The organism is Nocardia salmonicida NBRC 13393, from assembly GCF_001613085.1.
In the GTDB taxonomy this organism is placed as follows: Bacteria; Actinomycetota; Actinomycetes; order Mycobacteriales; family Mycobacteriaceae; genus Nocardia; species Nocardia salmonicida.
Genome location: NZ_BDBR01000010.1, coordinates 150,914 through 175,190, shown reverse-complemented (window position 1 = coordinate 175,190; position 24,277 = coordinate 150,914). Strand labels below are relative to the sequence as shown.

The 24,277-nt window shown below is 67.3% G+C and carries 22 protein-coding genes; 7 read left to right on the top strand and 15 right to left on the bottom strand.

Annotated elements, in window-relative coordinates; all coding sequences use genetic code 11:
- Positions 1-9: 9 nt before the first annotated feature.
- Positions 10-693, top strand: a complete 684-nt coding sequence (locus tag NS1_RS12350; protein WP_235569650.1) for an ester cyclase — start codon at positions 10-12, stop codon at positions 691-693.
- Here NS1_RS12350 and NS1_RS12345 read toward each other — a convergent pair whose 3' ends face one another.
- Both NS1_RS12345 and NS1_RS12340 read right to left on the bottom strand, forming a co-directional pair.
- Complete coding sequence (locus tag NS1_RS12345) at positions 694-1,302, bottom strand: TetR family transcriptional regulator (protein ID WP_062984307.1); 609 nt, start codon at positions 1,300-1,302, stop codon at positions 694-696.
- On the bottom strand, positions 1,292-2,803 hold the full coding sequence (locus NS1_RS12340; protein ID WP_062984305.1) for an MFS transporter: 1,512 nt from the start codon (positions 2,801-2,803) through the stop codon (positions 1,292-1,294). Before NS1_RS12340 ends, NS1_RS12345 begins: the two co-directional genes overlap by 11 nt.
- A 117-nt stretch (positions 2,804-2,920) precedes the next feature.
- Here NS1_RS12340 and NS1_RS12335 point away from each other — a divergent pair, with 117 nt between their 5' ends.
- Complete coding sequence (locus tag NS1_RS12335) at positions 2,921-4,234, top strand: D-alanyl-D-alanine carboxypeptidase family protein (RefSeq protein ID WP_062984299.1); 1,314 nt, start codon at positions 2,921-2,923, stop codon at positions 4,232-4,234.
- 7 nt (positions 4,235-4,241) lie between these two features.
- Here NS1_RS12335 and yhjD read toward each other — a convergent pair whose 3' ends face one another.
- From yhjD to NS1_RS12320, 3 genes are all read right to left on the bottom strand, one after another.
- Positions 4,242-5,264: an inner membrane protein YhjD gene (gene yhjD, locus NS1_RS12330; RefSeq protein WP_062984298.1), complete on the bottom strand. Its 1,023-nt coding sequence runs from the start codon at positions 5,262-5,264 to the stop codon at positions 4,242-4,244.
- A 41-nt stretch (positions 5,265-5,305) separates the two neighbouring features.
- The gene (gene trpS / locus NS1_RS12325; protein WP_062984296.1) at positions 5,306-6,337 is read right to left on the bottom strand and encodes a tryptophan--tRNA ligase; all 1,032 of its coding nucleotides are present in this window, start codon (positions 6,335-6,337) and stop codon (positions 5,306-5,308) included.
- A gap of 64 nt (positions 6,338-6,401) precedes the next feature.
- Complete coding sequence (locus tag NS1_RS12320; protein WP_062984294.1) at positions 6,402-7,382, bottom strand: oxygenase MpaB family protein; 981 nt, start codon at positions 7,380-7,382, stop codon at positions 6,402-6,404.
- A 103-nt stretch (positions 7,383-7,485) separates the two neighbouring features.
- Here NS1_RS12320 and NS1_RS12315 point away from each other — a divergent pair, with 103 nt between their 5' ends.
- Positions 7,486-8,124 carry a TetR/AcrR family transcriptional regulator gene (locus NS1_RS12315; protein WP_062984292.1) on the top strand — a complete coding sequence of 213 codons (639 nt, stop codon included), beginning with the start codon at positions 7,486-7,488 and terminating at the stop codon, positions 8,122-8,124.
- Positions 8,125-8,210: 86 nt separating this feature from the next.
- Here the strand turns inward: NS1_RS12315 and NS1_RS12310 are convergent, their stop codons facing one another.
- The 5 genes from NS1_RS12310 to NS1_RS12290 form a co-directional block, all read right to left on the bottom strand.
- Positions 8,211-10,079 carry a vWA domain-containing protein gene (locus tag NS1_RS12310; protein ID WP_062984290.1) on the bottom strand — a complete coding sequence of 623 codons (1,869 nt, stop codon included), beginning with the start codon at positions 10,077-10,079 and terminating at the stop codon, positions 8,211-8,213.
- A gap of 94 nt (positions 10,080-10,173) precedes the next feature.
- Positions 10,174-10,362, bottom strand: a complete 189-nt coding sequence (locus NS1_RS12305) for a hypothetical protein (protein ID WP_062984289.1) — start codon at positions 10,360-10,362, stop codon at positions 10,174-10,176.
- A 100-nt stretch (positions 10,363-10,462) separates the two neighbouring features.
- On the bottom strand, positions 10,463-10,945 hold the full coding sequence (locus NS1_RS12300) for a barstar family protein (RefSeq protein ID WP_062984288.1): 483 nt from the start codon (positions 10,943-10,945) through the stop codon (positions 10,463-10,465).
- Complete coding sequence (locus NS1_RS12295; RefSeq protein WP_062984287.1) at positions 10,945-11,439, bottom strand: guanyl-specific ribonuclease; 495 nt, start codon at positions 11,437-11,439, stop codon at positions 10,945-10,947. The genes NS1_RS12300 and NS1_RS12295 overlap by 1 nt, the downstream gene beginning before the upstream one ends.
- Positions 11,436-12,215 carry an exodeoxyribonuclease III gene (locus NS1_RS12290; RefSeq protein ID WP_082844060.1) on the bottom strand — a complete coding sequence of 260 codons (780 nt, stop codon included), beginning with the start codon at positions 12,213-12,215 and terminating at the stop codon, positions 11,436-11,438. The genes NS1_RS12295 and NS1_RS12290 overlap by 4 nt, the downstream gene beginning before the upstream one ends.
- A gap of 67 nt (positions 12,216-12,282) precedes the next feature.
- On the opposite strand from NS1_RS12290, the gene ephH reads away from it, so the two are divergent.
- Positions 12,283-13,137, top strand: coding sequence for an epoxide hydrolase EphH (gene ephH, locus NS1_RS12285; protein WP_062984501.1), 855 nt, complete (start codon positions 12,283-12,285; stop codon positions 13,135-13,137).
- Between the two features lie 43 nt (positions 13,138-13,180).
- On the opposite strand, the gene NS1_RS12280 is transcribed toward ephH, so the two are convergent.
- The gene (locus NS1_RS12280) at positions 13,181-14,410 is read right to left on the bottom strand and encodes an acyl-CoA dehydrogenase family protein (protein ID WP_056818148.1); all 1,230 of its coding nucleotides are present in this window, start codon (positions 14,408-14,410) and stop codon (positions 13,181-13,183) included.
- 193 nt (positions 14,411-14,603) lie between these two features.
- Between NS1_RS12280 and NS1_RS12275 the strand changes: the two genes are divergently transcribed.
- The gene (locus NS1_RS12275) at positions 14,604-16,226 is read left to right on the top strand and encodes a purine-cytosine permease family protein (RefSeq protein WP_056818150.1); all 1,623 of its coding nucleotides are present in this window, start codon (positions 14,604-14,606) and stop codon (positions 16,224-16,226) included.
- Positions 16,227-16,391: 165 nt separating this feature from the next.
- Here NS1_RS12275 and NS1_RS12270 read toward each other — a convergent pair whose 3' ends face one another.
- The 3 genes from NS1_RS12270 to glpK (NS1_RS12260) form a co-directional block, all read right to left on the bottom strand.
- Positions 16,392-17,141 carry an SDR family oxidoreductase gene (locus NS1_RS12270; protein WP_062984286.1) on the bottom strand — a complete coding sequence of 250 codons (750 nt, stop codon included), beginning with the start codon at positions 17,139-17,141 and terminating at the stop codon, positions 16,392-16,394.
- Between the two features lie 172 nt (positions 17,142-17,313).
- A complete protein-coding gene (glpD, locus tag NS1_RS12265) occupies positions 17,314-18,993 on the bottom strand; it encodes a glycerol-3-phosphate dehydrogenase (protein WP_062984285.1) in 1,680 nt (559 codons plus the stop codon).
- 32 nt (positions 18,994-19,025) lie between these two features.
- Positions 19,026-20,528, bottom strand: coding sequence for a glycerol kinase GlpK (gene glpK, locus NS1_RS12260; protein ID WP_062984283.1), 1,503 nt, complete (start codon positions 20,526-20,528; stop codon positions 19,026-19,028).
- A gap of 133 nt (positions 20,529-20,661) precedes the next feature.
- Here glpK (NS1_RS12260) and NS1_RS12255 point away from each other — a divergent pair, with 133 nt between their 5' ends.
- Positions 20,662-21,414: an IclR family transcriptional regulator gene (locus NS1_RS12255; protein ID WP_062984499.1), complete on the top strand. Its 753-nt coding sequence runs from the start codon at positions 20,662-20,664 to the stop codon at positions 21,412-21,414.
- A 55-nt stretch (positions 21,415-21,469) separates the two neighbouring features.
- Positions 21,470-22,969 (top strand): glycerol kinase GlpK, encoded by a 1,500-nt coding sequence (glpK, locus tag NS1_RS12250; protein WP_062984281.1) that lies wholly within the window; start codon positions 21,470-21,472, stop codon positions 22,967-22,969.
- 19 nt (positions 22,970-22,988) lie between these two features.
- Here glpK (NS1_RS12250) and NS1_RS12245 read toward each other — a convergent pair whose 3' ends face one another.
- Positions 22,989-24,137, bottom strand: a complete 1,149-nt coding sequence (locus NS1_RS12245) for an MFS transporter (RefSeq protein WP_062984279.1) — start codon at positions 24,135-24,137, stop codon at positions 22,989-22,991.
- Between the last annotated feature and the right edge of the window lie 140 nt (positions 24,138-24,277).

Here is a 24,277-nt window from a genome sequence, read left to right as displayed (position 1 = left end):
ACTGTGGACGTGACAAATACGCAGGCCGAGCAGAACCCGGAACCGGAAGCGCCCCTGTGGCTGCAGGGCCGGGAAGCCGTGATCGCCGCCGCAGCGCCGGAGGAATGGCGCGGCAACGTTCCCGACTACGAGCTGAGCCACGAGGTGATCCCGCGCGAGCGCAGCGTCGAGCACGCGCCCGGATCCCTGGAGGCGATCGTCGAAGACCTGGTGAAGGTCTTCGAAATGGAGGTCTCGCACAAGGCCGACCCCGCCACCTGGCTGTCGGTGGTGGCCGAGCACTACCGCGGCCGGGTCAACGGTGGGACGTGGCAGGACGCCGAGGAATTCGCGCGTATCGGCAGCTACAACATCCTGATCGGCGACAATCCGTACTACGACGCCGCGAACGAGACCTTCGATTCCTCGCACCACATCTTCCATACCGCCTTCCCCGGCGGGTTCTTCTGGGAGGTCCAGGAAGTGCTGTCGGGCCCGCCGTCGGTGAGCTTCCGCTGGCGTCACTGGGGCAAGTTCGAGGGCGAGTACAAGGGCCACCAGCCCACCGGTGAGCAGATCGAGATGTTCGGTGTGACCATCGCTCGCGTCAGCGAGGATCTGCGCATCCTCGAGCTGGAACACTTCTACGACAACAACCAACTGTTGGGCCCGCTGGCACACGGTTGCCCTGTGCAGCACGGCAAGGCCGACTAGTCAGGACCGATCGCTGCCGTTCGGTGCGTCATCCGGACCGAACGGCAGCCCGGCCTGCAAAAATCGCAGGGCGCGACCGACATTCTCGGCATTGATCGGCGTGGTGGTCGCGATGGCGAGCATGGTGCCGATCATGGCGCCTGCGGCCACCCGGACCTCGAAATCATCGGCGGCCCGGCCGGTGTACTCGGCCATCAGTTGCGCCGCGAATTCGATGCTGCGCTGGAATTCCAGGCCGATTGCCGGGCGCAGCTCGGGAACGTGGTACAGCAGCGCGTGCCGTTCCTGCTCGAAGGCCATGTCGGTGGCCGACATGGCCGAGAACATCGCGTCGGTGGCATTGCGGAAGGCGGTCAGCGGGTGCAGGCCGCGCGGTTGCGCCGCCAGGGCCTCGATCATCAGCGCGTCCTGATCGTCGGCGATGACCAGCTGTTCCTTCGTCGGGAAGTAGCGGAAGAAGGTGCTGGGCGAGATCTCGGCGGCCGCCGCGATCTGTTCCACCGTGGTCTCGGTGTAGCCCTGCTCCCGAAACAGCCGGAACGCCTCGACCCGGATGGTTCGGCGGGTCCGCTCCTTCTTCCGCTCGCGCAGCGATATCTCAACCGACATGTATCGATTCTGCCGCATCCGGCTGAGTAACCGGTGCCGTCGGTCGCCGCAACCGCAGCGCGGTCACGAGCCCGGCGACCAGACACAGCGCCGCGCACAGCCCGAGCATGGTGTCCATGCCCGCGACGAAGGCCTGCTGCACCTGTGCCAGCATCGCCGGATCACCGGTCTCCCGCGCGGCCGCGACGCCCGCGTTGACGCCGTCGGAGATCGGCGCACGGTCGAGCGCACCGAGTTCGGCCCGGTACCGGGTGGACAGCACGGTGCCGAGCACGGCGACGCCGATGGTCCCGCCCGCCTGCCGAAGTGCCTGCAGCAGCGCCGAACCCGACCCCGAACCGGCGGCGGTGAGTTCCCCGAGCGCCATGCCCATGGCGGCGGGCATGACCAGACCCATCCCGATGCCGAGCACCGTGGTCCACAGCGCGGTCAGGCCGTAACCGCTCTCGACCCGGGTGAGCGCACCGAACCCGATTCCGGCCGCGAGTACCAAGAATCCGGCGGTGAGCATCACCCGCAGGCCGAGCTTGGGGAGCAACATGTCCACCAACCTGCTGCCGATCACCAGTCCGCCGATCATGGGCAACAGCCGCAACCCGCTACCGAGCGCGTCGACCCCGAGCACGGCCTGGAGATACTGCGGGACGGTGAAGAACATCCCGAACATGGCGAAGCTGACGAGAATGGACAGTGCTGTGCCCCAACGGAATCCTGGGCTGGCGAATAGCGTGATGTCGATCAGCGGATGCGCGACGCGGCGCTGCCACCACAGGAAGACGGCGAGTAGCGCGGCCCCCGCCGCCACCACGAGCCAGGCGGCGATGTCGCCCCAGCCCCGTTCGCCGATGCGGATGAAACCGTAGGTGAGCCCGAGCATGCCTGCCGCCGACAGCATCGCACCCACGATATCGATGCGAAAACTGTTGTCGCCGCGCGATTCCGGCACCAAGATCGCCACCGCGACCGCACCGATGACCACCAGCGGCACATTGATGAGGAACACCGAACCCCACCAGTAGTGCTGGAGCAGCCAGCCGCCGACGATCGGACCGAGCGGCAGACCGATCGCGGTCGAGGTGACCCAGATCGTCACCGCGCGTTGCCGTTGCGCCGGTTCGCTGAACAGCACCGGCAGCACGGCCATCGACAACGGCATCATCGCGGCGGCGGCGACGCCGAGTGCCACTCTGGCCGCGATGAGCTGACCCGACGAGCCGGCGAACGCGCAGGCCAGTGAGGCCACACCGAACAGCACCAGCGCCGCGAGCAGCACCTTCTTGCGTCCGTAACGGTCGCCGAGCGCGCCCGCGGGCAGCATCAGCGCGGCAAGGGCAAGGGTATAAGCGCCGCTGAACCACTGCAGCGCAGCGGTATTCGCGTCCAACTCGACCGCAAGCGTCGGGATGGCGACGGTGAGCACGGTGACGTCGAGTCCGATGGTGAGCATCGCCACGGCGAGCGCACCGAGCGCGAGCCAGCGGCGGGTTTCTTCCGTCCGCATATCTCCTCCAAAATGAGAGTATCCACCTTTTGATAGTAACTACCATTTGCTAGTTGATGTCAATAGCTGCCCGGGCCGGGAAAAGTTCCGCGACAGCGACTACTAGGCTGCGAGGCGATGAGGATTCGCGAAGTCGGCCTGCGCGCCGCATGCTTTCTCGGCGCTGCCGTCACCGTCACCGCTCTCGCAGGCGCTCCCGCCGTCGCCGTACCCGCCACCAATGGGCCGCCGACCAGCGCCCCCGCACCCGGCGCGACGACCACACCACCGTTCACCACGCCGAACACCGACGACTGCCCGCAGAAGACGCAGCCGCCCGCGCCGATCGACACCTCGGAGGTGCCCGCACCCGGCGAGCCCACGCCGAGCCGGCTACCCGTTCCCTCCCCCGCTATCGGCGGTCAGCGGATGGGAGACTGCGGCGTAGTCACCCCCGACGACACGCCCCCGGTGCCCGCCGAGATCTCGGCCACCGCGTGGATGGTCTCCGACCTCGACACCGGTCGCGTACTCGCCGCCAAGGACCCGCACGGCCGCTACCGCCCGGCCAGCACCATCAAGGTCGCCCTCGCCATCGTCGCGCTGCGCAGCCTGGATCTGGACAAGGTGGTGATCGGGACGCAGGCCGACGCCGACGTCGACGGCACCAGGGTCGGCATCGGCCCCGGCGGGCGCTACACCAACCGTCAGCTCATGCAGGCGCTGATCATGTGCTCGGGCAACGACGCCGCCCACGCCATCGCCACCCAGCTCGGCGGCGACAAGGCCACCGTGGCGAAGATGAACGAGGTGGCGAAGTCGTTGCGCGCGATGGACACTCGCGCGGCGACCCCGTCCGGCCTCGACGGGCCCGGCATGAGCACCTCGGCCTACGACCTGTCGGTGCTGTTCCGCGAGGCGATGAACATCCCGCTGTTCGCCGAGCTGATCCACACCGAACAGGTCGACTTCCCCGGCTTCCCGGCCGACCCCGCGATCCCCGGCGACAAGGATCACCCCGGCTTCCCGATCGCCAACGACAACCCACTGCTCTACAACTACGAGGGCGCGATCGGCGGCAAGACCGGTTTCACCGACGACGCTCGCCAGACCTTCGTCGCCGCCGCCGAACGCGACGGACATCGTCTGGTCGTCACCCTGCTCAAGGCCGATGTACGCCCGATCCGGCCGTGGGAACAGGCCGCGCGCCTACTGGACTACGGTTTCGCCCTCGACACCGACGCCAGGATCGGCAAGCTGCCCGAAACAGGCAGCGAGGCGATTCAACCCAGCGTGCCGCTGGCCTCGCCACCGCCGCGCGCCGACGGTTCCCAGGCCGAGCCGGAGCGGTCCACCCATCAGGGCGTGCGCATCGCCGCCTTGATCGGCGGTCCGGTGTTGGTCGTGGTGCTGTTGCTGTTGGCGCGCCGGGCATTCCGGCGCAGGGGCTGACCGGGCGCTACTTGCGCCTACCGACCAGCAACAGCGCGAGCGCCGCGACCGCGCCGGCTCCGAAATACGCGGCGCCCGCACCCGTCGACATCCCGTGCTCGACCACGCGCGGCCGGATGACCACCGCGTTCGGCGGCGCGACCGCCGCCGCACGCTCGTTGTCGCTCGAGGTCGCCGCCCACGCGGTCGCGAACAGCAGAATCCGATAGGACATGTAGCTGAACACCATCAGACCGATGATCGAACCGAACGTCGCGCCCACCGGGCTGGACAGCACCACCCGCAGGTAGATCGCGGCGATGATCTTGAAGATCTCGAAGGCCACCGCGGCCAGCATCGCCGCCCGCACCGCGCTGCGCAACGACACCGGCTCGCGCGGCAGCCGCGCGATCATCCACGCGAACACCGCCCACGACGCGAGCAACCCGAGCGCGATCGATACCAGCCGCAACACCACCCCAGCCCCTGGCAGGTGGTCGGCCCCGACGAATTCGAGCACCCCCTTGCCCACCCCGCTCGCGGAGACCGCCGACAGACCGAGCGACACCACGAAGGCGAGACCGAGGCCGACCAGGGCGCCGATATCCGACAATTTGGCCAGCCACCAGGGCTTTTCGGGACTCTGAGTGTCCCACTGCTCGGTGAGCGCGGCCCGCAGGTTCGCGATCCAGCCGAGCCCGGTGTAGAGCCCGACCAGCAGGCCGATGACGCCGACCGTGCCGCGGGAATTCATCGCCTGTTCGATGAGGTCGTTGATCTGGGTGCCGAAGGAGCTGGGAACCTTCTCGACGACCTTCTCCTGCAGCTCGGTCAGCAGTTCCGGTTGCCCGGCCAGGATGAAACCGGCCACCGAGAAGGCCACCATCAACAGCGGAAACAGCGACAGCACAGTGAAATACGTGATGCCCGCGGCGAAGAAGTCGCCGCGCTGGCTCTGGAAGCGCCCACCGGCCCTGACCAGATGATCCAGCCAGGGCCTGCGTCCGATGTGCTTCTCGACGGTGGCCGAGATGTTGTCGATCAACTGCATGACACGCGCCCCTTCAGCGAAAACCTCAGGTGCGCAACGGGTCAGCGAGCGAGGAAGCCAACCCGGTCGTACACCTGAGCAAGTGTGTTGCCTGCGATCTCACGCGCCCGTTCGGCGCCCGCGGCCAGAATCCGGTCCAGTTCTGCCTGATCGGACAGGTAGTCCTTGACCTTCTTCTGTACGGGCGTGACGAATTCGACCAGCGCGTCGGCCACCTCGGCCTTGAGATCACCGTAGCCCTTACCCTCGAAATTCTCCTCGAGGTCGACGATCGGGGTTTCGCGCAGCGAGCTCAGGATCACCAGCAGATTGCTGACGCCCGCCTTGTTCGCCGGGTCGTAGCGGATCTCGCGCTCGGTGTCGGTGACCGCCGAACGCACCTTCTTGGCGGTGATCTTCGGGTCGTCGAGCAGGTTGATCAGCCCGGCGTCGCTGGACGCCGACTTGCTCATCTTCGCGGTGGGGTCCTGCAGATCGAAGATCTTCGCGGTGCCCTTGACGATGTGCGGTTCGGGCACCACGAAGGTCTTCTTGTAGCGAGTGTTGAAGCGCTGGGCCAGGTTTCGGGTCAGCTCGAGATGCTGACGCTGGTCCTCGCCGACCGGCACCTGATGCGGGCGGTAGAGCAGGATGTCGGCGGCCATCAGCACCGGATAGGTGAACAGGCCGACGGTCGCGTTCTCCGCGCCCTGTTTGACGGACTTGTCCTTGAACTGGGTCATCCGGCTGGCCTCACCGAAGCCGGTGATACAGCTGAGCACCCACGTCAGCTCGGCGTGCTCGGGCACCTGACTCTGCACGAACAGGGTGGACTTGGCGGGGTCGACGCCGAGCGCGAGCAGCTGGGCCACGGCGGACTTGGTGCGCGCGCGCAGTGCCTTGGGATCCTGGCTGACGGTGATCGCGTGCATATCCGGAATGAAATACAGCGCGTCGTACTCGTCCTGCATCGTCACCCAGTACTGCAGCGCACCCAGGTAGTTGCCGAGGTGGAAGGAGTCGCTGGTGGGCTGGATGCCCGACAGCACCCGCTGCTTACGTTCGGCCGTCGCGGCCGGGGCAGGACTGGACATGCCCCAATCTTTCCATGGGCCTCAAGCTGTATTTTCTGGCGGCCCTCCCGAGGCCCCTGCGTGGTTACGCTGCGCTGCCGCCTCCGGGGCCGCCGGTTCGCACCGCGGCATTTCGCTGCACCCAGTTGCGCGGATCGACGCCGGGCATGCTCGGGTGCCCGGTCTTCACCATGTGCTGTTCGCGACGGGCCAGCAGCTGGTAGGAAGGGGCGCTCGGTCCGGCGAGGGTGCTCGCGAGCACCCGGGGCGCCAGTGGTGGGGCGAGGTGGGCGGTGCGGATGCCGGTGCACAGCGCGCGGTGGGCGAGTTCGTCGGCGATGCCCCACTCGATGCCGTACATCTGCCGGATCCGGGCCGGGAGGCTGCCCTGCACGAGCAGATACAGCGCCGTGCCGACCTGCTCGGCGGGCGGGCGCTGCCGGTAGGCCTTGCGGTGGCCTGCCAGGTAGGAACCGACCAGGGCCGCCTCCTCGGTGAGGAACAGTTCGGTGGAGTTCAGATAGGTGTCGAAGTAGCGGCGGAAGGCCGGGTAGTCGGCGGGCGCGGCGTCGCGTGGCATGCCGAACAGCTCGCCCCAGCGGACGTAGTCCTGGTAGAGGTCTTCGCGTTCGGTGGGGGTGAGTTCGCGCACGAGCCGGTCGTACATCACCTCGGCCGAATCGAAGGTGAAGGCCATGGTCATGAACATCAGGTGCGGGTCATGGGCCGCGTAGGCGGTGCCCGCGGGATGGTGGGCGCCCGCGTCTTCGGGTAGGGCGCCGACCACCGCGTCGTGCTTGCGCCTGGTGAAGGCCAGCGCGCGATCGGCCTCGGCCTTGCTGCCGAGGAACACCGCTTCGAACAGGGCACCGGTGATGGCCAGCCGGGTGTAGGGGGTCTCCCGGTGCGAGGTGTGTTCGCTGGTGCCAACGAACAGCAGCGGATGCACCGCGCCGATCACCAGCGCCCGCACGCCGTAGGTCAGGCCGACCGCGCGCTTGCTCATCACCCGCCGGATCATCGAATCGTCGGCGAAATATCCGGGTTCGCCCTGTCCTGCAGCCATGCCGCGCCTCCTCGTCGAGTGCATCTGGCAATAGAATCCCCCAGAATTGGTATTCTGGCAAGAGTCTCTACCAGAACAGCACCGGAAGACGGCGGCACGCAGAATGGAAGCTGTGGCAGCACAACGGACATACGGCGGCGTCTCGGCGTCGCAGCGGCAGGCGCAGCGGCGCACCGCACTGTTGGACGCGGCGCTCGACATCGTCGCCGAGGACGGGCAGGCCAAACTCACCGTCGCCGGGCTGTGCGCCCGCGCCGGTCTCAACGAGCGCTACTACTACGAGAGCTTCGAAACCCGCGACGGCGTGCTGGAAGCACTACTCGACCGCATCGCCGAGGAACTCACCGCGGCGATCGCGACAGCACTGGCGACCGCCGCCCCCGACAGCCGCACCCAGGCCCATGCCGCGATCGACGCGGGCATCTCGGTGCTCACCGACGATCCACGCAAAGCACACGCCGCCCTGATCGCCGGGATGGCGACCCCGGAATTGCGCGCGCGCACCGCCCGAACAGTACGCGCCTTCGCCCGTCTGGTCGCCGCCGAAGGCACCGGATTCTATGGCGGTGACGTTCCACAGAATCTGGTCGACTTCCGGGCGATCTATCTGGTCGGCGGCCTGACCCAAGCCCTCACGACCTGGCTGGCCGGCGACCTCGACCTCACGCGCGAAGAGCTCATCGACCAGATCACCGAGGTCTTCGTGTTACTCGGCGACGACCTGGCCGACCGCTACCGCTGAGAGCACTCGACTCCTAGCCGATCCAGATGGCTACAGGCACCTGAGCGGAAAAGCTTTCCGCCGATGCCGGTGCCATCGAAGTGCGTCTATCGGCGGCGACGCTTACGAAGCAGGGTGAACGTGATGATGCCGCCGACGACGAGCGCGAACGCGACAACGGCGATGCCGGTGCCGAGCAGCGCGGGGGCGTTGTCGTCGTCGGAGTCGCTGACCTGTGCGGTGTCCGGTACGTTCCCGGCGGAGCTACCGGTGGACCCCGGCACCGTCTGATAGGTGGGGCCGGGCTCCGGTGTTCCGGTCACTGCCAGGTCCAGCTCGATGGGCACGGGACGGACGGCACCGCGGTCGTGAACGGTAGGAGCGGCCTGCACGGCGATGTAGTACCAGCCGGCCATGGCGTTCTCCGACACCTCTTTTTCCGAGGATTCGCGGTTTCGGTAGCGGACCTCCGGGGTTGCCACGGCTTCCTTGCTGCCGGGCACGGTATCGGGCGAACCGTTGTAGGACGAGAACTCGTAGTCGACCTCCTTGCGGTACGGCGTGTACAGCGTGGTGGTGACGGCCGAGACGTTGTCCAGCCCGCGACCCGGTGACTCGAGGAAGCGCACCCGATAGGCCAAGCCCTGACCCCAGTCGAGTTTCACCTTGTAGAACACGAATTCGCCGCGCTGCAAGGTGTCGCTGTAGACGCCGGGCCCGTCGAGCGCGGTCGCCACGTTGAACGAGCCGCCGCCTGCCACCGGTTCGACCGGACTGCTCGGCACGGTGAACGACACCGGTTCGGGTTGCGCCGCCGGGCCCGCGTCGGTGACACCCGGTTCGACCGCGACGTTCAGTTCCAGCGGCAATGTCGCCGGTGCGCTGTCCGCGACCCCGGCCCATTCCAGGGTGAAGTAGTACCGGCCGCCGCCCTTGCACTTGTCGGTACGCTCCGTGCCGTCCTTCGGTTCGGTCGCGCCGGTCCATGTCGAGCTCACCGTGAGCGCCACCCCATCGGTGGATCGCACGGCGCTCTCGTGTTCGAAGACGTTGCAGTCCTTGCCTTCTGCGCCGAATACCCGCATGTACAAGCTGTTGTTCGCACGCACCGCGTCGTCGCCGAGCGGAAAGGACACCGTGCCGCTGAAATAGGCGGTGGCGCCCTCGGGAACGTCGACGGCGTAGTAGCGCGGCTTCTTGTGGCCGATGGTGTCGAGGTATTGCCCCGGCACTACCACCGGTGCGTTCTGGTAGCCCTCGCCACCTTCGACCGGTGTGCCCGCCGACGCGTACTCGCGCAGCGCCGCGGTACTCACGCGGGGTAGCACCTGCTCGAGCGTTTTGCCGTCGGCGGCATCGGTGTAGGTGCCGCCGGTGGTTTCCGCGATGCAGGTCAGCTGGGCACGGGAGGCATCGTCGACACCGAAACCGATGGTGTGCATGACGATATCGGCGCCCTGGCCCCTGAGTTCGCGCGCGACCTCACACGGGTCCGGCGGTGAGCAAGTGTCCAGTCCATCGGAGACCAGCACGATCGAGCGCGGACCCTCCGTCGGCAGGGCGCTCGCCGCTGTGCGCAGCGCGGCGCCGATCGGGGTGAAACCGCTGGGTGTGATGGCGTCGACGGCTGCGGTGAGTGCGGACCTGTCGATGGTTTCAGCCGGTTCGAGCACCGAGACATCGCGGCAGCCCACGGCCTTCTCGGCATCGGTGGAGCCGGTGCCGGTGCCGTAGACCGACAATCCGACCTTCGCCGCGGCGGGCGCGGTCTGCACGAAACCGCGCACCGCGGTCTTCGCCGCGTCCATCTTGGTGCCACCACCGGGATCGGCGGCGAGCATCGAACCGGAGGCGTCGAGCACCAGCATGGTCGGTGCGTACTGGGTGTCCGTCGGCGCGGCGAACGCGGGAACCGCCAGCGGCAACAGTCCGATCGCTCCTGCCGTCGCCAGACCGACCAACTTCGCGAAACGCACGGCAGAACTCCGTCCCGACCCGCCGGATCTCGACGCATCAGCCAACGACCCTAGTTGCGCGAACCTCGCATAGGGAACCTTACGGACACGAGCGTCATTCCCACGCGCAGTTCGGTCCGAAGCTGACGCACGGCTCCGACGAGCCGTTGTACAGCCAAGCGAGCGCGTGGTTGATCGCCAACACGGTCTCCGGTGTCATCGGCGCCGACCCACTGTCGGCCACCGGCACCGCCTGCGGAGCGCTCGCGGCGGCGATGCCCGCACTCGCCAGAACTCGCTTCATCGTTCTTCTCCTCATCGGCGGCCTCTCAGCTGCGCGGTGAGAACGTTAAGCGGGCTGATCACACGGCGGCAGCCACCAATTCCAGTGGCACCGGAATCGGTCAGGCGGAAAGGACGACCGCGCCGAAGGTTTCCGGATCGCCCTGCAGGACAACCCGGAAGGCGACATCGCGGCGCGTCCAGTAGGCGGCGCAGTCGCGCATGGCGCTGTCGAACCAGGCGCGTTCGGTGGGGTCGTCGGCGAGCAGATCGTCCGCGGTGCGCACCATCACCACGTAACCGGGGGCATCGCCGACGAAATCGTCCAGGTCGCGCAGGCATTCGTCGAAGGCGTCCTTGTTGGCGCCGAAGTAGTACGGGAACTGGAAGGCCGCGGCGAATTCGTCGAACAGTTCGGCCATGGTGCGCATCTTGGTGCCGCGGAGTTCGCGGACGCGGTAGTCGGCGGGGGCGTCGTAGCGGACGCCGCTGAACTGGTTGGCATCCACCGGCAACGCGCCGAGCACCGGTGCCGTGGCGGCGGTGCTCGGCGCCTCGGCGTTGGGACGAGCGAGAAACTGCGAAAGCGTCATTCGCGAAGTCATCAGCGCATCCTCGTGAAGGTTTCGTAGTGGTCGCCGGTGTACCAGGCGGAGCCGTCGCTGCCGGTGACGATGCGTTCGGCGTCACGACCGCGGTTGGGCTGCTTGGGATTCACATCCCACTCCTGGTATTTCACCGCTTTGCCCGCCGAATCCTTGGGCGGCAGTGTGGTTCCGCGGTTCATGAACTGCTCGCCGCCCTTGGTGCCCTGCGCGTTCGCCGAGCCGGGCCAGCGACCCGCATCGATTTCGACGAGGGTCACGTAGGCGCGATCGGGCACACCGGCAGTCTTGGTGACGGGCGAGGCCGACGAATTCCCGGCGGGCGGGCCAGGTTTCGGTGCACCGACCGTCGTGGTGATCCCGGCGACGGCCCGCGTGGTCGACGTGACGGTAGTGCTGTCGGTACCGCGACCACCGAACACGGTGAGCCCGATAGCCGCCAAGACGAGTACGAGTCCACCGAGCAGGCTGAGAGTCTTACGTGAGAGTTTCATCGATATTGGACAGTAACCGGCGCGTGGTCGGACCAGCGCTGGTCGTAGGCATCAGCGCGTTCGACGACGGCTTGCTTGGCGCGGCCGGTCAGCTCGCCCAGTGCCAGCTGGTAATCGATCCGCCACCCGGAGTCGTTGTCGAAGGCGCGGCCACGGTAGGACCACCAGCTGTAAGGGCCCGCGACGTCGGGGTGCAGGGCGCGCACCACGTCGACATAGCCCGCGGCGAGCAGTTCGGCGATCCAGGCGCGTTCCTCGGGCAGGAAGCCCGCCGACTTCTGGTTGCCCTTCCAGTTCTTCAGGTCGACCTCGGCGGGGGCGATATTCCAGTCGCCGCTCACCACGAACTCGCCGGTGCGCGCCTTCAGGTACGCGCCGAGTTCGGCCATGAACCGGTACTTCTCGTCCTGCTTGGGGGTGTTCTCCTCCCCCGAGTGCACATAGACGCTCGCCGCGGTGACATCGTCGAAATCGGCCTCGATATAGCGGCCCGACGCCGCGAACTCGGTACTGCCGAACCCGACGCGCACGGCATCGGGTGCGCGCCGCGACAGAATCCCCACCCCGGCGCGGCCCTTGGATTCGGGCTCGGCATGTGAGAGCACCCAACCCGCGTCGAGTGCGGGGGCCAACGCAGCGGCGGTCTGCGCGTCGGTCGCTCTGGTCTCCTGTAGGCAGACGATGTCGGCTTCGGTCGCCGCCAACCAGGCCAACATGCCCTTGGTCGATGCGGCACGGACCCCGTTAACGTTCACAGTCGAGAGGATTATCGGCACCGTACGACCGTACAATGCAGGCAGGGATGCTCCCCCGGACACTGTCGTCCAGGAAGGGGTGATGACGATGACGTCACGCACCGCCAAGTCCACCGCCCGCCCCGCGCCCGTCGCGGCGCTGCACATCGGGTCCGGCGACCCGGTGTTGCTGTTGCACGGGTTCCTGCTCTCGCCCCATTGTTGGGAGCAGGTCGCACAGCGAATGTCGGCCCATTGCGAGGTGTACGCGCCCGCGTTCGCCGGGCACTGGGGTGGCCCGAAGGTCGAGGGCTGGGCGTTGGATGTGTACGCCCTGGCCGATCAGGTCGAAGACCAGCTCGACGAGCTGGGCTGGCGCACCTGCCACATCGCGGGGAATTCGCTCGGCGGCTGGGTGGGACTCGAGCTGGCTCGACGCGGCAGGGCACGCACGCTCACCACGATCGCCGCGGCCGGGGGCTGGGCGTCGCCGTCGCTGAGCCAGGTCAGGGTCGGCATCAAGTTCGCGTCGATGATCCCCTTCATCGAGATCGGCAAGCGCCTCGGCGGCGTGGCGATCAACAACCCGCTCGTGCAGCAGGTGGCCGCCATGCTGGTCACCAAGCACACCGGTGCCGTCGCCCGTCGCGACCTCGCGACCACGCTCACCGCGGTCCTGCACTGCGATGCGATGATCCCGCTGATCCTCGGCAGCCTGCGGGCGCCGGGCATGGACGACCTGGGTGAGCTGAGCACCCCGGTGCGGATGCTGCTCGCCGAATACGACCGGATCATCCCCAACAGCGTCTACGCCACCCGCTACCTGCGCGAACTCCCCGAGTCGGCGGATCGGATCCTGGTGCACGGGGTGGGGCATGTGCCGATGCTGGAGGCGCCCGACCGGATCGCCACGCTGATCGCCGAGCACATCTACGCCAGCCGCGGACACCTGCGCGCGGTGTGACGAGATCCCGGCCGCGACGACACTGTTCGCGGCCGGGTCCGCTTCACTTCCCGAGTAGACCCTTGGCGATGTGGGTCACCTGGATCTCGTTGCTGCCCGCGTAGATCATCAGCGACTTCGCGTCGCGGGCCAGCTGCTCGACCCGGTATTCGCTCATATAGCCGTTGCCGCCGAACAGCTGCACCGCCTCCATCGCCACCTCGGTGGCGGCCTCGGAGCAGTACAGTTTCATCGCCGAGGCCTCGGCCAGACTCGGCGGCTTACCCGCGCGTCCACGCTCGAGCACGTTGAACACCATGTTCCGCACATTGATTCGCGCGACTTCCATCTTGGCGAGCTTGAGCTGGATCAGCTGGAAGCGACCGATCTCCTGGCCCCACAGCGTGCGTTCGCGGGCGTAATTCACACAGAGCCGGTGACATTCGTCGATCACGCCGAGCGCCATGAACCCGACGCCGATCCGCTCCGCGGTGAAACTGGCTCTGGCGCTTTCTCTTCCGTCGCCGCCCTTGTGTTCTTCGGTCTCGCCGAGCAACCGATCCTTGCCGAGCCGGACATTGTCGAAGAACAACTCGCCGGTAGGCGAGGAGTGCAGACCCATCTTCTTGAACGGTTTGCCCTGGGTGAGGCCCTCCATGCCCTTGTCGAGCACGAAGGTGAGCACCTTGCGGTCGCGTTTGTCGCTGCCGTCGCGCTCGTCGAGCTTGGCGTAGACGATCATCACGTCGGCGCACGGGCCGTTGGTGATGAAGGTCTTCTGGCCGTTGAGGATGTAGTCCTCACCGTCGCGTTCGACACGAGTCTTCATGCCGCCGAACGCATCCGAGCCGGAATCGGGTTCGGTGATCGCCCAGGAGGCCACCTTGCGCAAGGTGACGATGTCGGCCAGCCAACGCTGCTTCTGGGCCAGGGTGCCGCGCGACATGATGGTGGTGGCGCCGAGCCCGATGCTCACCCCGAGTGCTGACACCAAACCCATACAGACGCCGGACAATTCGCTGATCAGCACGGCCATCATCGACTGTTGATCACCGAACGGACTGCCCGGCTTCTTGTCGCCCTCGCGCGGGCCCGCCGCTTCCCTGGCGAGCATCTTCGCGACGGCGTCCTCACCCATCGCGTCGATCCCGAACTGGCTGAACAGCTTGCGCAGGATCGGATACGGCAGCATCTCACCGCTGTCGAGGGCGTCGAGATTCGGCCGGACCTCCTTGTCGATGAACGCCCGCACGGCGTCGCGGATCATCAGATCGGTCTCGGACCATTCGAACACTCTCGTCTCCTGACGCTCGCTCCGCCCAAAAACATACACGCGTGCTTGTTTTTGCGCGGCGGTTTCGGTGACCCCGGTCACCATCGTGGTGCGTAACAGCGGCGTAACTAATCGGAAAATTCATGTCTACATCCATGCACCACCGTCTGTGAGTCGCCGATTTCGGGCGGCAGCGGATGAAGGAGAGAGGGAAATGGCCGGAGCAGATACTGCCGCCAAAGAAACACTCGAGGACTACACGCTGCGTTTCGCCCCGCGGAGCTACCGCAAATGGAGCCCCGCGGTCGTCGGCATCTCCGCGCTCGGCGGCATCGCCTATCTGGCCGATTTCGCGATCGGCGCGAATATCGGCATCGCCCACGGCACCGGAAACGCCCTGATCGGCATCGGTATCTTCGCCGTGGTCGTGATGCTCACCGGATTTCCGCTCGCCTATTACGCGGCGCGCTACAACATCGATCTCGACCTGATCACGCGCGGCAGCGGATTCGGCTACTACGGATCCGTGATCACCAATATCGTGTTCGCGTCGTTCACTTTCATCTTCTTCGCGCTCGAAGGTTCGATCATGGCCCAGGGCCTGTTATTAGGCCTCGGAATTCCCCTGTGGCTGGGCTATCTGGCCTCCACGATCATCATCTTCCCGCTGGTCATCTACGGGATGAACACCCTGGCCAAACTCCAGGTGTGGACCACTCCCCTGTGGCTGCTGCTGATGGTGGCGCCGTTCGGCTTCCTGCTGGTGCGCCACCCCGATTCGGTGGGTTCGTTCTTCGCCTACGGCGGGGAGAACGGTGAGGGCGTGAGCGTGTCGGGGGCGCTGCTGGCCGCCGGCGTGTGTCTGTCGCTGATCGCCCAGATCGCCGAGCAGATCGACTACCTGCGTTTCATGCCGCCGCGTACACCGGAGAATCGGGCCAAGTGGTGGGGCTGGATGCTGCTCGCCGGTCCCGGCTGGGTGCTGTTCGGTGCGGCCAAGCAGGTCGTCGGCCTGTTCCTCGCGGTGTACCTGATCGCGAATCTCCCCGCCGCGCAGGGCATCGCCAACCAGCCGGTGCACCAGTTCCTGGAGATCTACAAGGACATGGTGCCGGGGTGGCTGGCGATGACGCTGGCGGTGGTGCTGGTGGTCATCAGCCAGGTCAAGATCAATGTGACCAACGCCTACTCGGGCTCGCTGGCCTGGACCAACTCCTACACCCGTGTCACCAAGACCTACCCGGGTCGGCTGGTGTTCCTGGTGGTCAACCTCGCCGTCGCGCTGGTGCTGATGGAGGCGAACATGTTCGACTTCCTCAACAACATCCTCGGCTTCTACGCCAACTGCGGCATCGCCTGGATCGTCACCGTGGCCACCGATATCGCGGTGAACAAGTACCTGCTGAAGATCTCGCCGAAGGTGCCGGAGTTCCGGCGCGGCATGCTCTACGACTTCAACCCGGTGGGTCTGGTCGGTTTCGGGCTGTCGGCGGTGCTGTCGATCATGACCTTCTTCGGCCTGTTCGGCGAGCTGCTGAAGCCGTACTCGCCGCTGGTCGCGGTGCTGGTGGCCTTTATCGCGACCCCGCTCACCGCGATCGCCACCAAGGGCAAGTACTACCTGCGACGCGCCGACGACGGCATCGAGGCGCCGATGTTCGACGAACACGGCAACCCCTCGGGCGACCTGCTCACCTGCCACGTCACCGGCATGGACTTCGAGCGCCCGGACATGATCGCCTCGGCGGTGCCGGGCCCCGAAGGCGAGATCCAGTACATCAGCTCCCTGGCGCTGTCCACGGACAAAGACGGCAAGCACCTCCTACCCCGTCAGTAATTTTGGAGCGCTGGCGCGCTCGAGTTCGCGGCCCCTCCGGTCCCGTCGATCAGGCACCGTTGCTTGCTCCTTCGTCGCCTACGCAACGGCACCCGATCGACGGGACGGCCGCGAACCGCCGCTGCGCGGCGGCCCCTCCTCGAGGTCGGGGCGGCGGGGCTGGTTTCAGATCAGTTTGCGGACCAGCGGCAGCGGTAGGGTACGCAGCGCGAAGCCCATCGGTACCCACGGCCAAGCGGGCACGTAGGCATTGGCGCGACGCTTCTCGATCGCGGCGACCATGGAGCGGACGCCGGTTTCGGTGTCCACCATGAACTTCGGCTGATGCTTGACTCGGTCGTTCATCTCCGAGCGGATGTAGCCGGGGTAGATCACCGAGACATCGACACCCGGAATCGCTTCCGCGCGAACGCCTTCGGCGAGCGCCGCGACGCCAGCTTTGGTGGCCGCGTAAGTGGTGAGTGTCTTGGGCATACCGCGCAGGCCCGAGATCGAGGAGATCATCACCAGATGGCCGCGACCCTGCGCGCGGAAGATCTGCAGCGCCGCTTCGCTTTGCGCCAGGGCAGCAACGAAATTCACCATCGCGGTCTGGCGGTTGGCCTTGTGGTAGCCGGTGCCGAGCGGCGCGCCCTTACCGAGGCCTGCGTTGACGATCACCCGGTCGATGGTGCCGAATTCCTCGGCGAACTCGTCGAAGACGGTGAACACCGCGGCGTCGTCGGTGACGTCGAGTTGCTTCACCGAGACGACGCGGTCGGAGTGGTCGGCGAGGATCTGCGTGCGCAGTTCGTCGAGGCGCTCGGTCCGGCGAGCACACAGGCCGAGGTCGTACCCGAGCGCGGCGAACTGGCGGGCCATCTCGGCGCCGAGTCCGGAGCTGGCGCCGGTGATCAGGATGGTGCCCCGGCTCACGACAGTGCCGGAGTTCGTCGGGGGGTGATTCGCGATTCCATGTGCCCACGCTAACCACCGCGCGGCGTGGTCGTCGAGGATCGGCGACTATGTTGCGCGACCCGAGGCACCGCGGTTGCGCACGCCTTCGCTCCGGCGAGGGCGGCAGCCGCCGCAGTGCTGTCGGCAGGGTTCAGCGGGCCGCGACCAGCCTCGCCGCATTGGCCGCGGCGTCGTCGCCCGCTTCGTTGGCGGCGAGTTCGGCGTGGACCCGATCGTAGTACCGGTTGATCTCGGCGTTGGCGGTCTCCTCGGTCCAGCCGAGCAACGGCGCGATCAGGCGGGCGACCTCCGGTGCAGCGGCGAGACCGCGATCGGGGACCTCGATGGAGATCCGGGTACGACGGGTGAGGATGTCGTCGAGGTGCAGGGCGCCCTCGTGGGTGACGGCGTAGACGATCTCGGCGGCGATGTAGTCCGATGCCCCAGGAATCGGGTGACGCAGGGCGGGATCAGCGGCGATGAGGCCGAAGATATCGGTGCTCAGCGAGCCGTAACGACCGAGCAGGTGCTCGACCACGTCGACGGGCAGTCGCTGCGACACCGACAGATCGGTCACCTCGGCGAGCATGTCGAAGTAGCCCGCCGCGCCGACGATGGGCAACTGCGCGGTCGACGAGGCGGGGATGTCCCCACCCAGGCGCGCGACGGCCGCGTCGACGACATCGGCGGCCATCACCCGGTAGGTCGTGTACTTGCCGCCCGCGATCACGAACAGGCCCGGCGCGGGTTCGGCGACGGCGTGTTCGCGCGAGAGTTTCGCGGTCTCCTTCGTGGCACCGGTCATCAGCGGGCGGAGGCCCGCGTAGGTGCCGACGATGTCCGCCCTGGTCAACGGCTCGCGCAGCAGCGCGTTGACGTGGTCGAGGATGTATTGCACGTCGGCGGCGGTGGCCGTCGGGTGGTTCTTGTCCAGGGCCCATTCGGTATCGGTGGTGCCGATGATCCAGTGTTCGGCCCACGGGATCACGAACAGGACCGACTTCTCGGTGCGCATGATCATGCCGGTGTGCAGGTTCAGCCGGTCGCGCGGCACGAGGATGTGCACGCCCTTCGACATCTGGACGTGGAACGGGAAGTCCACGCCGGTCATCTTGATCATGTCGTCGGTCCACACGCCGGTCGCGCTGATCACGGTGCGGGCCCGAATGGTGTGCGTCAGGCCGGTTTCCAGGTCTTCCACGCGCGCACCGACGACCTTGTCGCCGTCGCGTTCCAGCCCGATCACCTTGGTGCGGGTCAGCACCGTGGCGCCGTGTTCGGCGGCGGTCCTGGCGATCATCATCGTGTGGCGGGCGTCGTCGACCTGCGCGTCGTAGTAGCGGATGGCGCCGGTCATCGCGTCATCCCGCAGCGCGGGCGCGAGTTCCAGTGCGCCGGAACGGGTCAGGTGCTTGTGCATCGGGACGGTGCGCGCGCCACCGAGGGTGTCGTACAGCGCGATTCCGGCCCCGATGTAGGCGCGCTCCCACACGCGGTGCTGGAGCGGAAACAGGAACGGCACCGGATGCACCAGGTGCGGCGCGAGCGTATTGAGCAGCAGCCCACGCTCTTTGAGCGCCTCGCGCACCAGCGCGAAGTCCATCTGCTCCAGGTAGCGAAGGCCGCCATGGATGAGCTTGGACGACCGGCTCGAGGTGCCCGCGGCGAAGTCACGTGCCTCGACCAGGGTGACCGACAGACCGCGCGATGCGGCGTCGAGCGCGGCGCCGGCGCCGGTCACGCCACCGCCGATGACCAGGACATCGACCTCGGCGGTGTCGAGCGTGCCGACAGCCTTCTCACGGTAGGTGGGGTCCAGTTGCACAGACACGATGATCTCCTTCTCGAAAGTATTGTGGTTACTCAGATTTCGGCCCAGTCGAGGGTGCGCTCGACGGCTTTGAGCCAGCGGCGGTAGCCGTGTTCGCGTTGCTCGTCGGACCAGCTCGGATACCAGCGGACGTCTTCGGACCAGTTGTCGAGCAGTTCGTCGGTGCCGCTCCAGAAACCCACGGCCAGTCCCGCGGCGTAGGCGGCGCCGAGCGCGGTGGTCTCGGCGACGACCGGTCGCGAGACCGGAACGCCGAGCAGGTCGGCTTGGATCTGCATGGCCAGCTGGTTCACCGTGACGCCGCCGTCCACCCGCAGCGTCGCCAGCCGGACGCCCGCGTCGCGCTGCATGGCCTCGACCACGTCGCGGGTCTGATAGGCGATGGATTCCAGGGTGGCCCTGGCCAAGTGGGCATTGTTGCTGTAGCGCGACAGGCCGACGACCGCGCCGCGGGCATCGGGTCGCCAGTACGGCGCGAACAGACCGGAGAACGCGGGCACGAAGTACACGCCGCCGGAATCGGCCACCTGACCGGCGAGGTCCTCGATCTGCGCGGCGCCGGCGATGATGCCCATCTGGTCGCGCAACCACTGCACCGCGGAGCCGGTGACCGCGATCGAACCCTCCAGCGCGTAGGCGGGCTTGCCGTCGCCGAACCGGTAGGCGACGGTGGTGATCAGGCCGTGGTTCGAGCGCACGATCTCCGTGCCGGTGTTGAGCATCAGGAAATTGCCTGTGCCATAAGTGTTCTTGGCCTCGCCGGGCTGGAAGCACACCTGTCCGACACCCGCCGCCTGTTGGTCGCCGAGCACGCCCGCGATGGGCACCGACCCTTTGAACGGGCCGTCGGGTTTCGTGGTCCCGAACAGTTCCGGGTTCGCCGACGGTGCGATGGTCGGCAGCATGGCGCGCGGGATGCCGAAGATCGCGAGGAGTTCGTCGTCCCAGTCGAGGGTTTCGAGATCCATCAGCATGGTTCGCGAGGCATTGGTGGGGTCGGTGACGTGCACGCCGCCGGTGAGATTCCAGATCAGCCAGCTGTCGAGGGTGCCGAACAGGGCGTCACCGCGCTCGGCGTCGGCGCGCACGCCCGCGACATTGTCGAGGATCCACTTCAGCTTGCCGCCGGAGAAATACGGCGCGGGCGGTAGGCCGGTCTTCTCGCGGATGAGCGCACTGTGCCCGGCGGCGTCGAGATCGGCGATGATGCGGTCGGTGCGGGTGTCCTGCCAGACGATGGCGTTGCCATAGGGGCGGCCGGTGCGGCGGTTCCACACGACCGTGGTCTCGCGCTGGTTGGTGACGCCGATGGCGGCGAGGTCGTCGGCCGTGAGATCGGCGAGCGAGAGGGCGGTCTTGACGACGGTGCGGGTGCGTTCCCAGATCTCGTCCGGATTGTGTTCGACCCAGCCCGGCTGCGGCATGATCTGGGAGTGTTCGAGCTGATGGCGGGCCACAACGGTGCCTTTGTGGTCGAAAACCATGAATCGCGTCGAAGTCGTGCCCTGGTCGATCGCGCCCACATACCGGTTCATTTGTCGTCCTTCCCGGACCTCGCCATCGAGTCCGTCGATCGGGCACCTGGGCCCGGAACCCACGCTAGGAACGCGCGGACGCGCACACCACACGCACCGTTCGACAATGCTGAACGGTGGTAGGTTCGGGGCCATGCCTGGGCCGATCCAGTCGATCGAACGCGCCGCCGCCGTGCTGCGTCTGCTCGCGCGCGGATCGGGACCGCTGGGCGTCGGCGAGATCGCGACCGCGCTCGACCTGGCCAAACCCACCGCGCACGGCATCCTGCGGACGCTGCTCGGCGTCGGTTTCGTCGGGCAGGACACACTCACCGGCAAGTACCTACTCGGCCCCGCGATCGGCGAACTCGGGACCGATCGACTCGATGTGAACGAGTTGCGTTCGCGGGCGATCCACCGGGCCGACGCCCTCGCCTCCCGTTCCGGGGAATCGGTGCGCATCGCGGTGGCGCGGGAAACCGGGATCACGGTCATCCACCACGTCTTCCGGCCCGACAACAGTGTGCAAGCCTTAGCGGTCGGCGAAATACTTCCCGCTCACGCGACCGCGCTCGGCAAGGTACTGCTGGCCTACGACGCCGCGGCGGAAGCCGTTGCGCTCCAAGGGTTCACCCAGCGGACGATTACCGAACGCGACAGACTCGACCATGCGATTGCCGAGGTTCGGCGGCGAGGTTGGGCGGACGAAGTCGAGGAGCACCGCTCGGGCGAAGCGGGCATCGCCGCGCCCGTTCGAGCCAGAGGCGGGCTCGTCGTCGCGGCTATCGGCATCACCGGTCCGACGGATCGGCTGTGCGACAACCGCTTACAGGTGCGTCCGGCCGCGATCGAGCAGGTTCGCGCCGCCGCTCTCGCCGTGCACCGCGACCTGACGGCAGCGCAATGAGCTGGGCCGCTGTTCCCGCCGCCGTGGCATCGGCCGACAACGAGAGCAGACGACGATGACCCAACGTTTCGTGCTCGCCATCGATCAGGGCACCACCTCGAGCCGGTGCATCGTCTTCGATCAGCACGCCCGGCTGGCCGGCATGGCGCAGCGGACCCATCGTCAGCACTACCCCAGGTCGGGATGGGTGGAGCAAGACGCGCTCGAGATCTGGCGGACGGTCGAGCGGATCGTGCCCGCGGCGCTGCGCGATGCCGGGATCACCGTGGACCAGGTGGCCGCGATCGGCATCGCCAATCAGCGCGAGACCACCGTGGTGTGGGATCGGCGCACGGGGCTGCCGGTGCGGCTGGCCATCGTCTGGCAGGACGTGCGTACCGAAGAGCTGGTCGATCGGATGAAGGAACTGCCAGGGGCACAGCGCATTCCCGAGTTGAGCGGGCTGCCCCTGGCCACCTACTTCGCCGCACCACGCCTGCGCTGGCTGCTCGACAATGTCGACGGCCTTCGCGCCAGAGCCGAACGCGGCGACGTCCTGTTCGGCACCATGGAATCCTGGCTCATCTGGAACCTGACCGGCGGCGCCGAGCACGTCACCGACGTGACCAACGCGGGCCGCACCCTGCTGATGAACCTCGCCACCCGCCAGTGGGATGCGGAACTGTTGCGGTTCTTCGATATTCCGCCCGCCATGCTCCCCCGCATCGAACCCTCGACCGGCGATTTCGGCACTGCTTCCACAGTCGCGCCGGGCGTGCGGATCGGCGCCGCCCTCGGCGACCAGCACGCCGCTCTCTTCGGCCAAACGTGCTTCGCCCCAGGGGAAACCGAATGCACCTACGGCACCGGCGGCTTCCTCATGATGAACACCGGCGCCGAGCTGATCCGCTCCGAACACGGCCTGCTCACCACCATCGGCTACCAGGTCGGCCCCGAACCGGTCTACGCGCTGGAAGGCCCCATCGCGGTGACCGGGTCCCTGGTCCAATGGCTGCGCGACATCGTCGGCCTGATCGCCACCGCCCCCGAAATCGAAACTCTCGCCGACACCGTCGACGACAACGGCGGCTGCTACCTCGTCCCCGCCTTCTCCGGCCTCTACGCCCCCCACTGGCGCAGCGACGCCCGCGGCTTGCTCATCGGCCTGACCTCCTATGTCACCAAAGGCCACCTGGCCCGCGCGGTCCTGGAGGCCACCGCCTGGCAGACCCGCGACGTGGTCGAAGCCATGAACGCCGACGCCGGTCTCCAAGCGAAGTCCCTGCGAGTGGCAGGCGGCATGGCGTCCAACAACCTGCTGATGCAGGTCATCGCCGATGTCCTCGACACTCCGGTCATGCGCCCCCTCGTCACCGAGACGGTCTCTCTCGGCGCCGCCTACGCGGCGGGGCTGGCCGTGGGCTACTGGCCGGATCTTCAAGGTTTGCGCCGCAATTGGAAGGTCGCCGCCCAGTGGACCCCTTCACCGGACCGCCGAATCCGCGACGACGAATACGAACGCTGGCAGCGAGCCGTCCAACTCAGCGTCGGCTGGGCCAAGCCCGCCGGGGGCTAGCGACGCGAGGACCCGACCGCTAGGACGCGTCGTGCACGGAGCGGCGCTGGAGGAAGACGGTCAGCGTGAACAGCAGCACACCGGCTACGGCGAGGACGGCCCCGACCATCGCCGGGGCGGTGTAGCCGAGGCCCGCGGCGATCACGAGGCCGCCGAGCCAAGCGCCCGCGGCGTTGGCCATGTTCAAGGCGGCGTGGTTGAGGGCGGCGGCGAGAGTCTGTGCATCGGCCGCCACGTCCATGAGACGGGTTTGCAGGCCGGGGGCCAGGGCCGCGCCGGAGGCGCCGACGAGGAAGGCACCGATCGAGGCGGTGATCGGGTTGTGGGCGGCCAGGACGAAGCCGGCCAGGATCACCACCATCGCGATCATGGCGACGAAGATCGACCGGTCGACGCCGCGGTCGGCGAGGATGCCGCCGCCGATATTGCCCACGATCATGCCGAGACCGAACAGCGCGAGCACGATCGGCACCGCGCCGATGGGCATCCCCGCGACATCGGTCATCGTGGTGGCGATGTAGGTGTAGACGGCGAACATGCCGCCGAAGCCGATCGCGCCGACGGCCAGGGTGAGCAGCACCTGCGGGCGACGCAGCGCACCGAGTTCGGTCATCGGGTTGGTGATCTTCATGCTGGTCAGCGCCGGAACATAGCGCCACAGGGCGGCGACTGTCGCCACTCCGATCACGGCGACGACCACATAGGCGTCGCGCCAGCCCAGGTGCTGACCGAGCCAGGTCGCGCCGGGCACACCGATCACATTCGCCACGCTGAGCCCGAGCATCACCGCGGCGACCGCCTTGGCACGCTGTCCGACGGGCGCGAGCGTGGCCGCCGCCAGCGAGGCGACACCGAAGTACGCGCCGTGCGGCAGACCGGACACGAAGCGGGCGAGCACGAGCGTGCCGAAAGTCGGCGCGAGCACGGTCCCGATATTGCCGACGGTGAACGCGACCATCAGCGCGATGAGCAACTTCTTGCGCGCCACCCGGGCGCACAACGCGGCGATCAGCGGCGCACCGACCACGACGCCCAGCGCGTACGCCGACACCGCGTGCCCGGCCGACGGCTCGGAGATATCGAAAGCGCGCGCGATATCGGGCAGCAGCCCCATGGTCACGAACTCGGTGGTCCCGATCCCGAATCCACCCAGCGCCAACGCGAGCATCGCCGGGACATGCCAGCTGGTGCGTGGCACATCGAGGCGATCGGGAGCTGCGATGGAAGAAGTCACGCTTCCATGCAACGGGCACAGGTACCCGTTCGCTACCCGAGCAGAGCGTGAGTTAGCCCACCGTGGGAACAACC

What these genes read in the sequence shown, in the direction of transcription:
- NS1_RS12345 (WP_062984307.1), bottom strand. Translation starts at nt 1,302, where the DNA reads ATGTCGGTTGAGATATCGCTGCGCGAGCGGAAGAAGGAGCGGACCCGC.
- NS1_RS12340 (WP_062984305.1), bottom strand. Translation starts at nt 2,803, where the DNA reads ATGCGGACGGAAGAAACCCGCCGCTGGCTCGCGCTCGGTGCGCTCGCC.
- NS1_RS12335 (WP_062984299.1), top strand. Translation starts at nt 2,921, where the DNA reads ATGAGGATTCGCGAAGTCGGCCTGCGCGCCGCATGCTTTCTCGGCGCT.
- yhjD (WP_062984298.1), bottom strand. Translation starts at nt 5,264, where the DNA reads ATGCAGTTGATCGACAACATCTCGGCCACCGTCGAGAAGCACATCGGA.
- trpS (WP_062984296.1), bottom strand. Translation starts at nt 6,337, where the DNA reads ATGTCCAGTCCTGCCCCGGCCGCGACGGCCGAACGTAAGCAGCGGGTG.
- NS1_RS12320 (WP_062984294.1), bottom strand. Translation starts at nt 7,382, where the DNA reads ATGGCTGCAGGACAGGGCGAACCCGGATATTTCGCCGACGATTCGATG.
- NS1_RS12315 (WP_062984292.1), top strand. Translation starts at nt 7,486, where the DNA reads ATGGAAGCTGTGGCAGCACAACGGACATACGGCGGCGTCTCGGCGTCG.
- NS1_RS12305 (WP_062984289.1), bottom strand. Translation starts at nt 10,362, where the DNA reads ATGAAGCGAGTTCTGGCGAGTGCGGGCATCGCCGCCGCGAGCGCTCCG.
- NS1_RS12300 (WP_062984288.1), bottom strand. Translation starts at nt 10,945, where the DNA reads ATGACTTCGCGAATGACGCTTTCGCAGTTTCTCGCTCGTCCCAACGCC.
- NS1_RS12295 (WP_062984287.1), bottom strand. Translation starts at nt 11,439, where the DNA reads ATGAAACTCTCACGTAAGACTCTCAGCCTGCTCGGTGGACTCGTACTC.
- ephH (WP_062984501.1), top strand. Translation starts at nt 12,283, where the DNA reads ATGACGTCACGCACCGCCAAGTCCACCGCCCGCCCCGCGCCCGTCGCG.
- NS1_RS12275 (WP_056818150.1), top strand. Translation starts at nt 14,604, where the DNA reads ATGGCCGGAGCAGATACTGCCGCCAAAGAAACACTCGAGGACTACACG.
- glpK (WP_062984283.1), bottom strand. Translation starts at nt 20,528, where the DNA reads ATGAACCGGTATGTGGGCGCGATCGACCAGGGCACGACTTCGACGCGA.
- NS1_RS12255 (WP_062984499.1), top strand. Translation starts at nt 20,662, where the DNA reads ATGCCTGGGCCGATCCAGTCGATCGAACGCGCCGCCGCCGTGCTGCGT.
- glpK (WP_062984281.1), top strand. Translation starts at nt 21,470, where the DNA reads ATGACCCAACGTTTCGTGCTCGCCATCGATCAGGGCACCACCTCGAGC.
- NS1_RS12245 (WP_062984279.1), bottom strand. Translation starts at nt 24,137, where the DNA reads ATGCTCGCGTTGGCGCTGGGTGGATTCGGGATCGGGACCACCGAGTTC.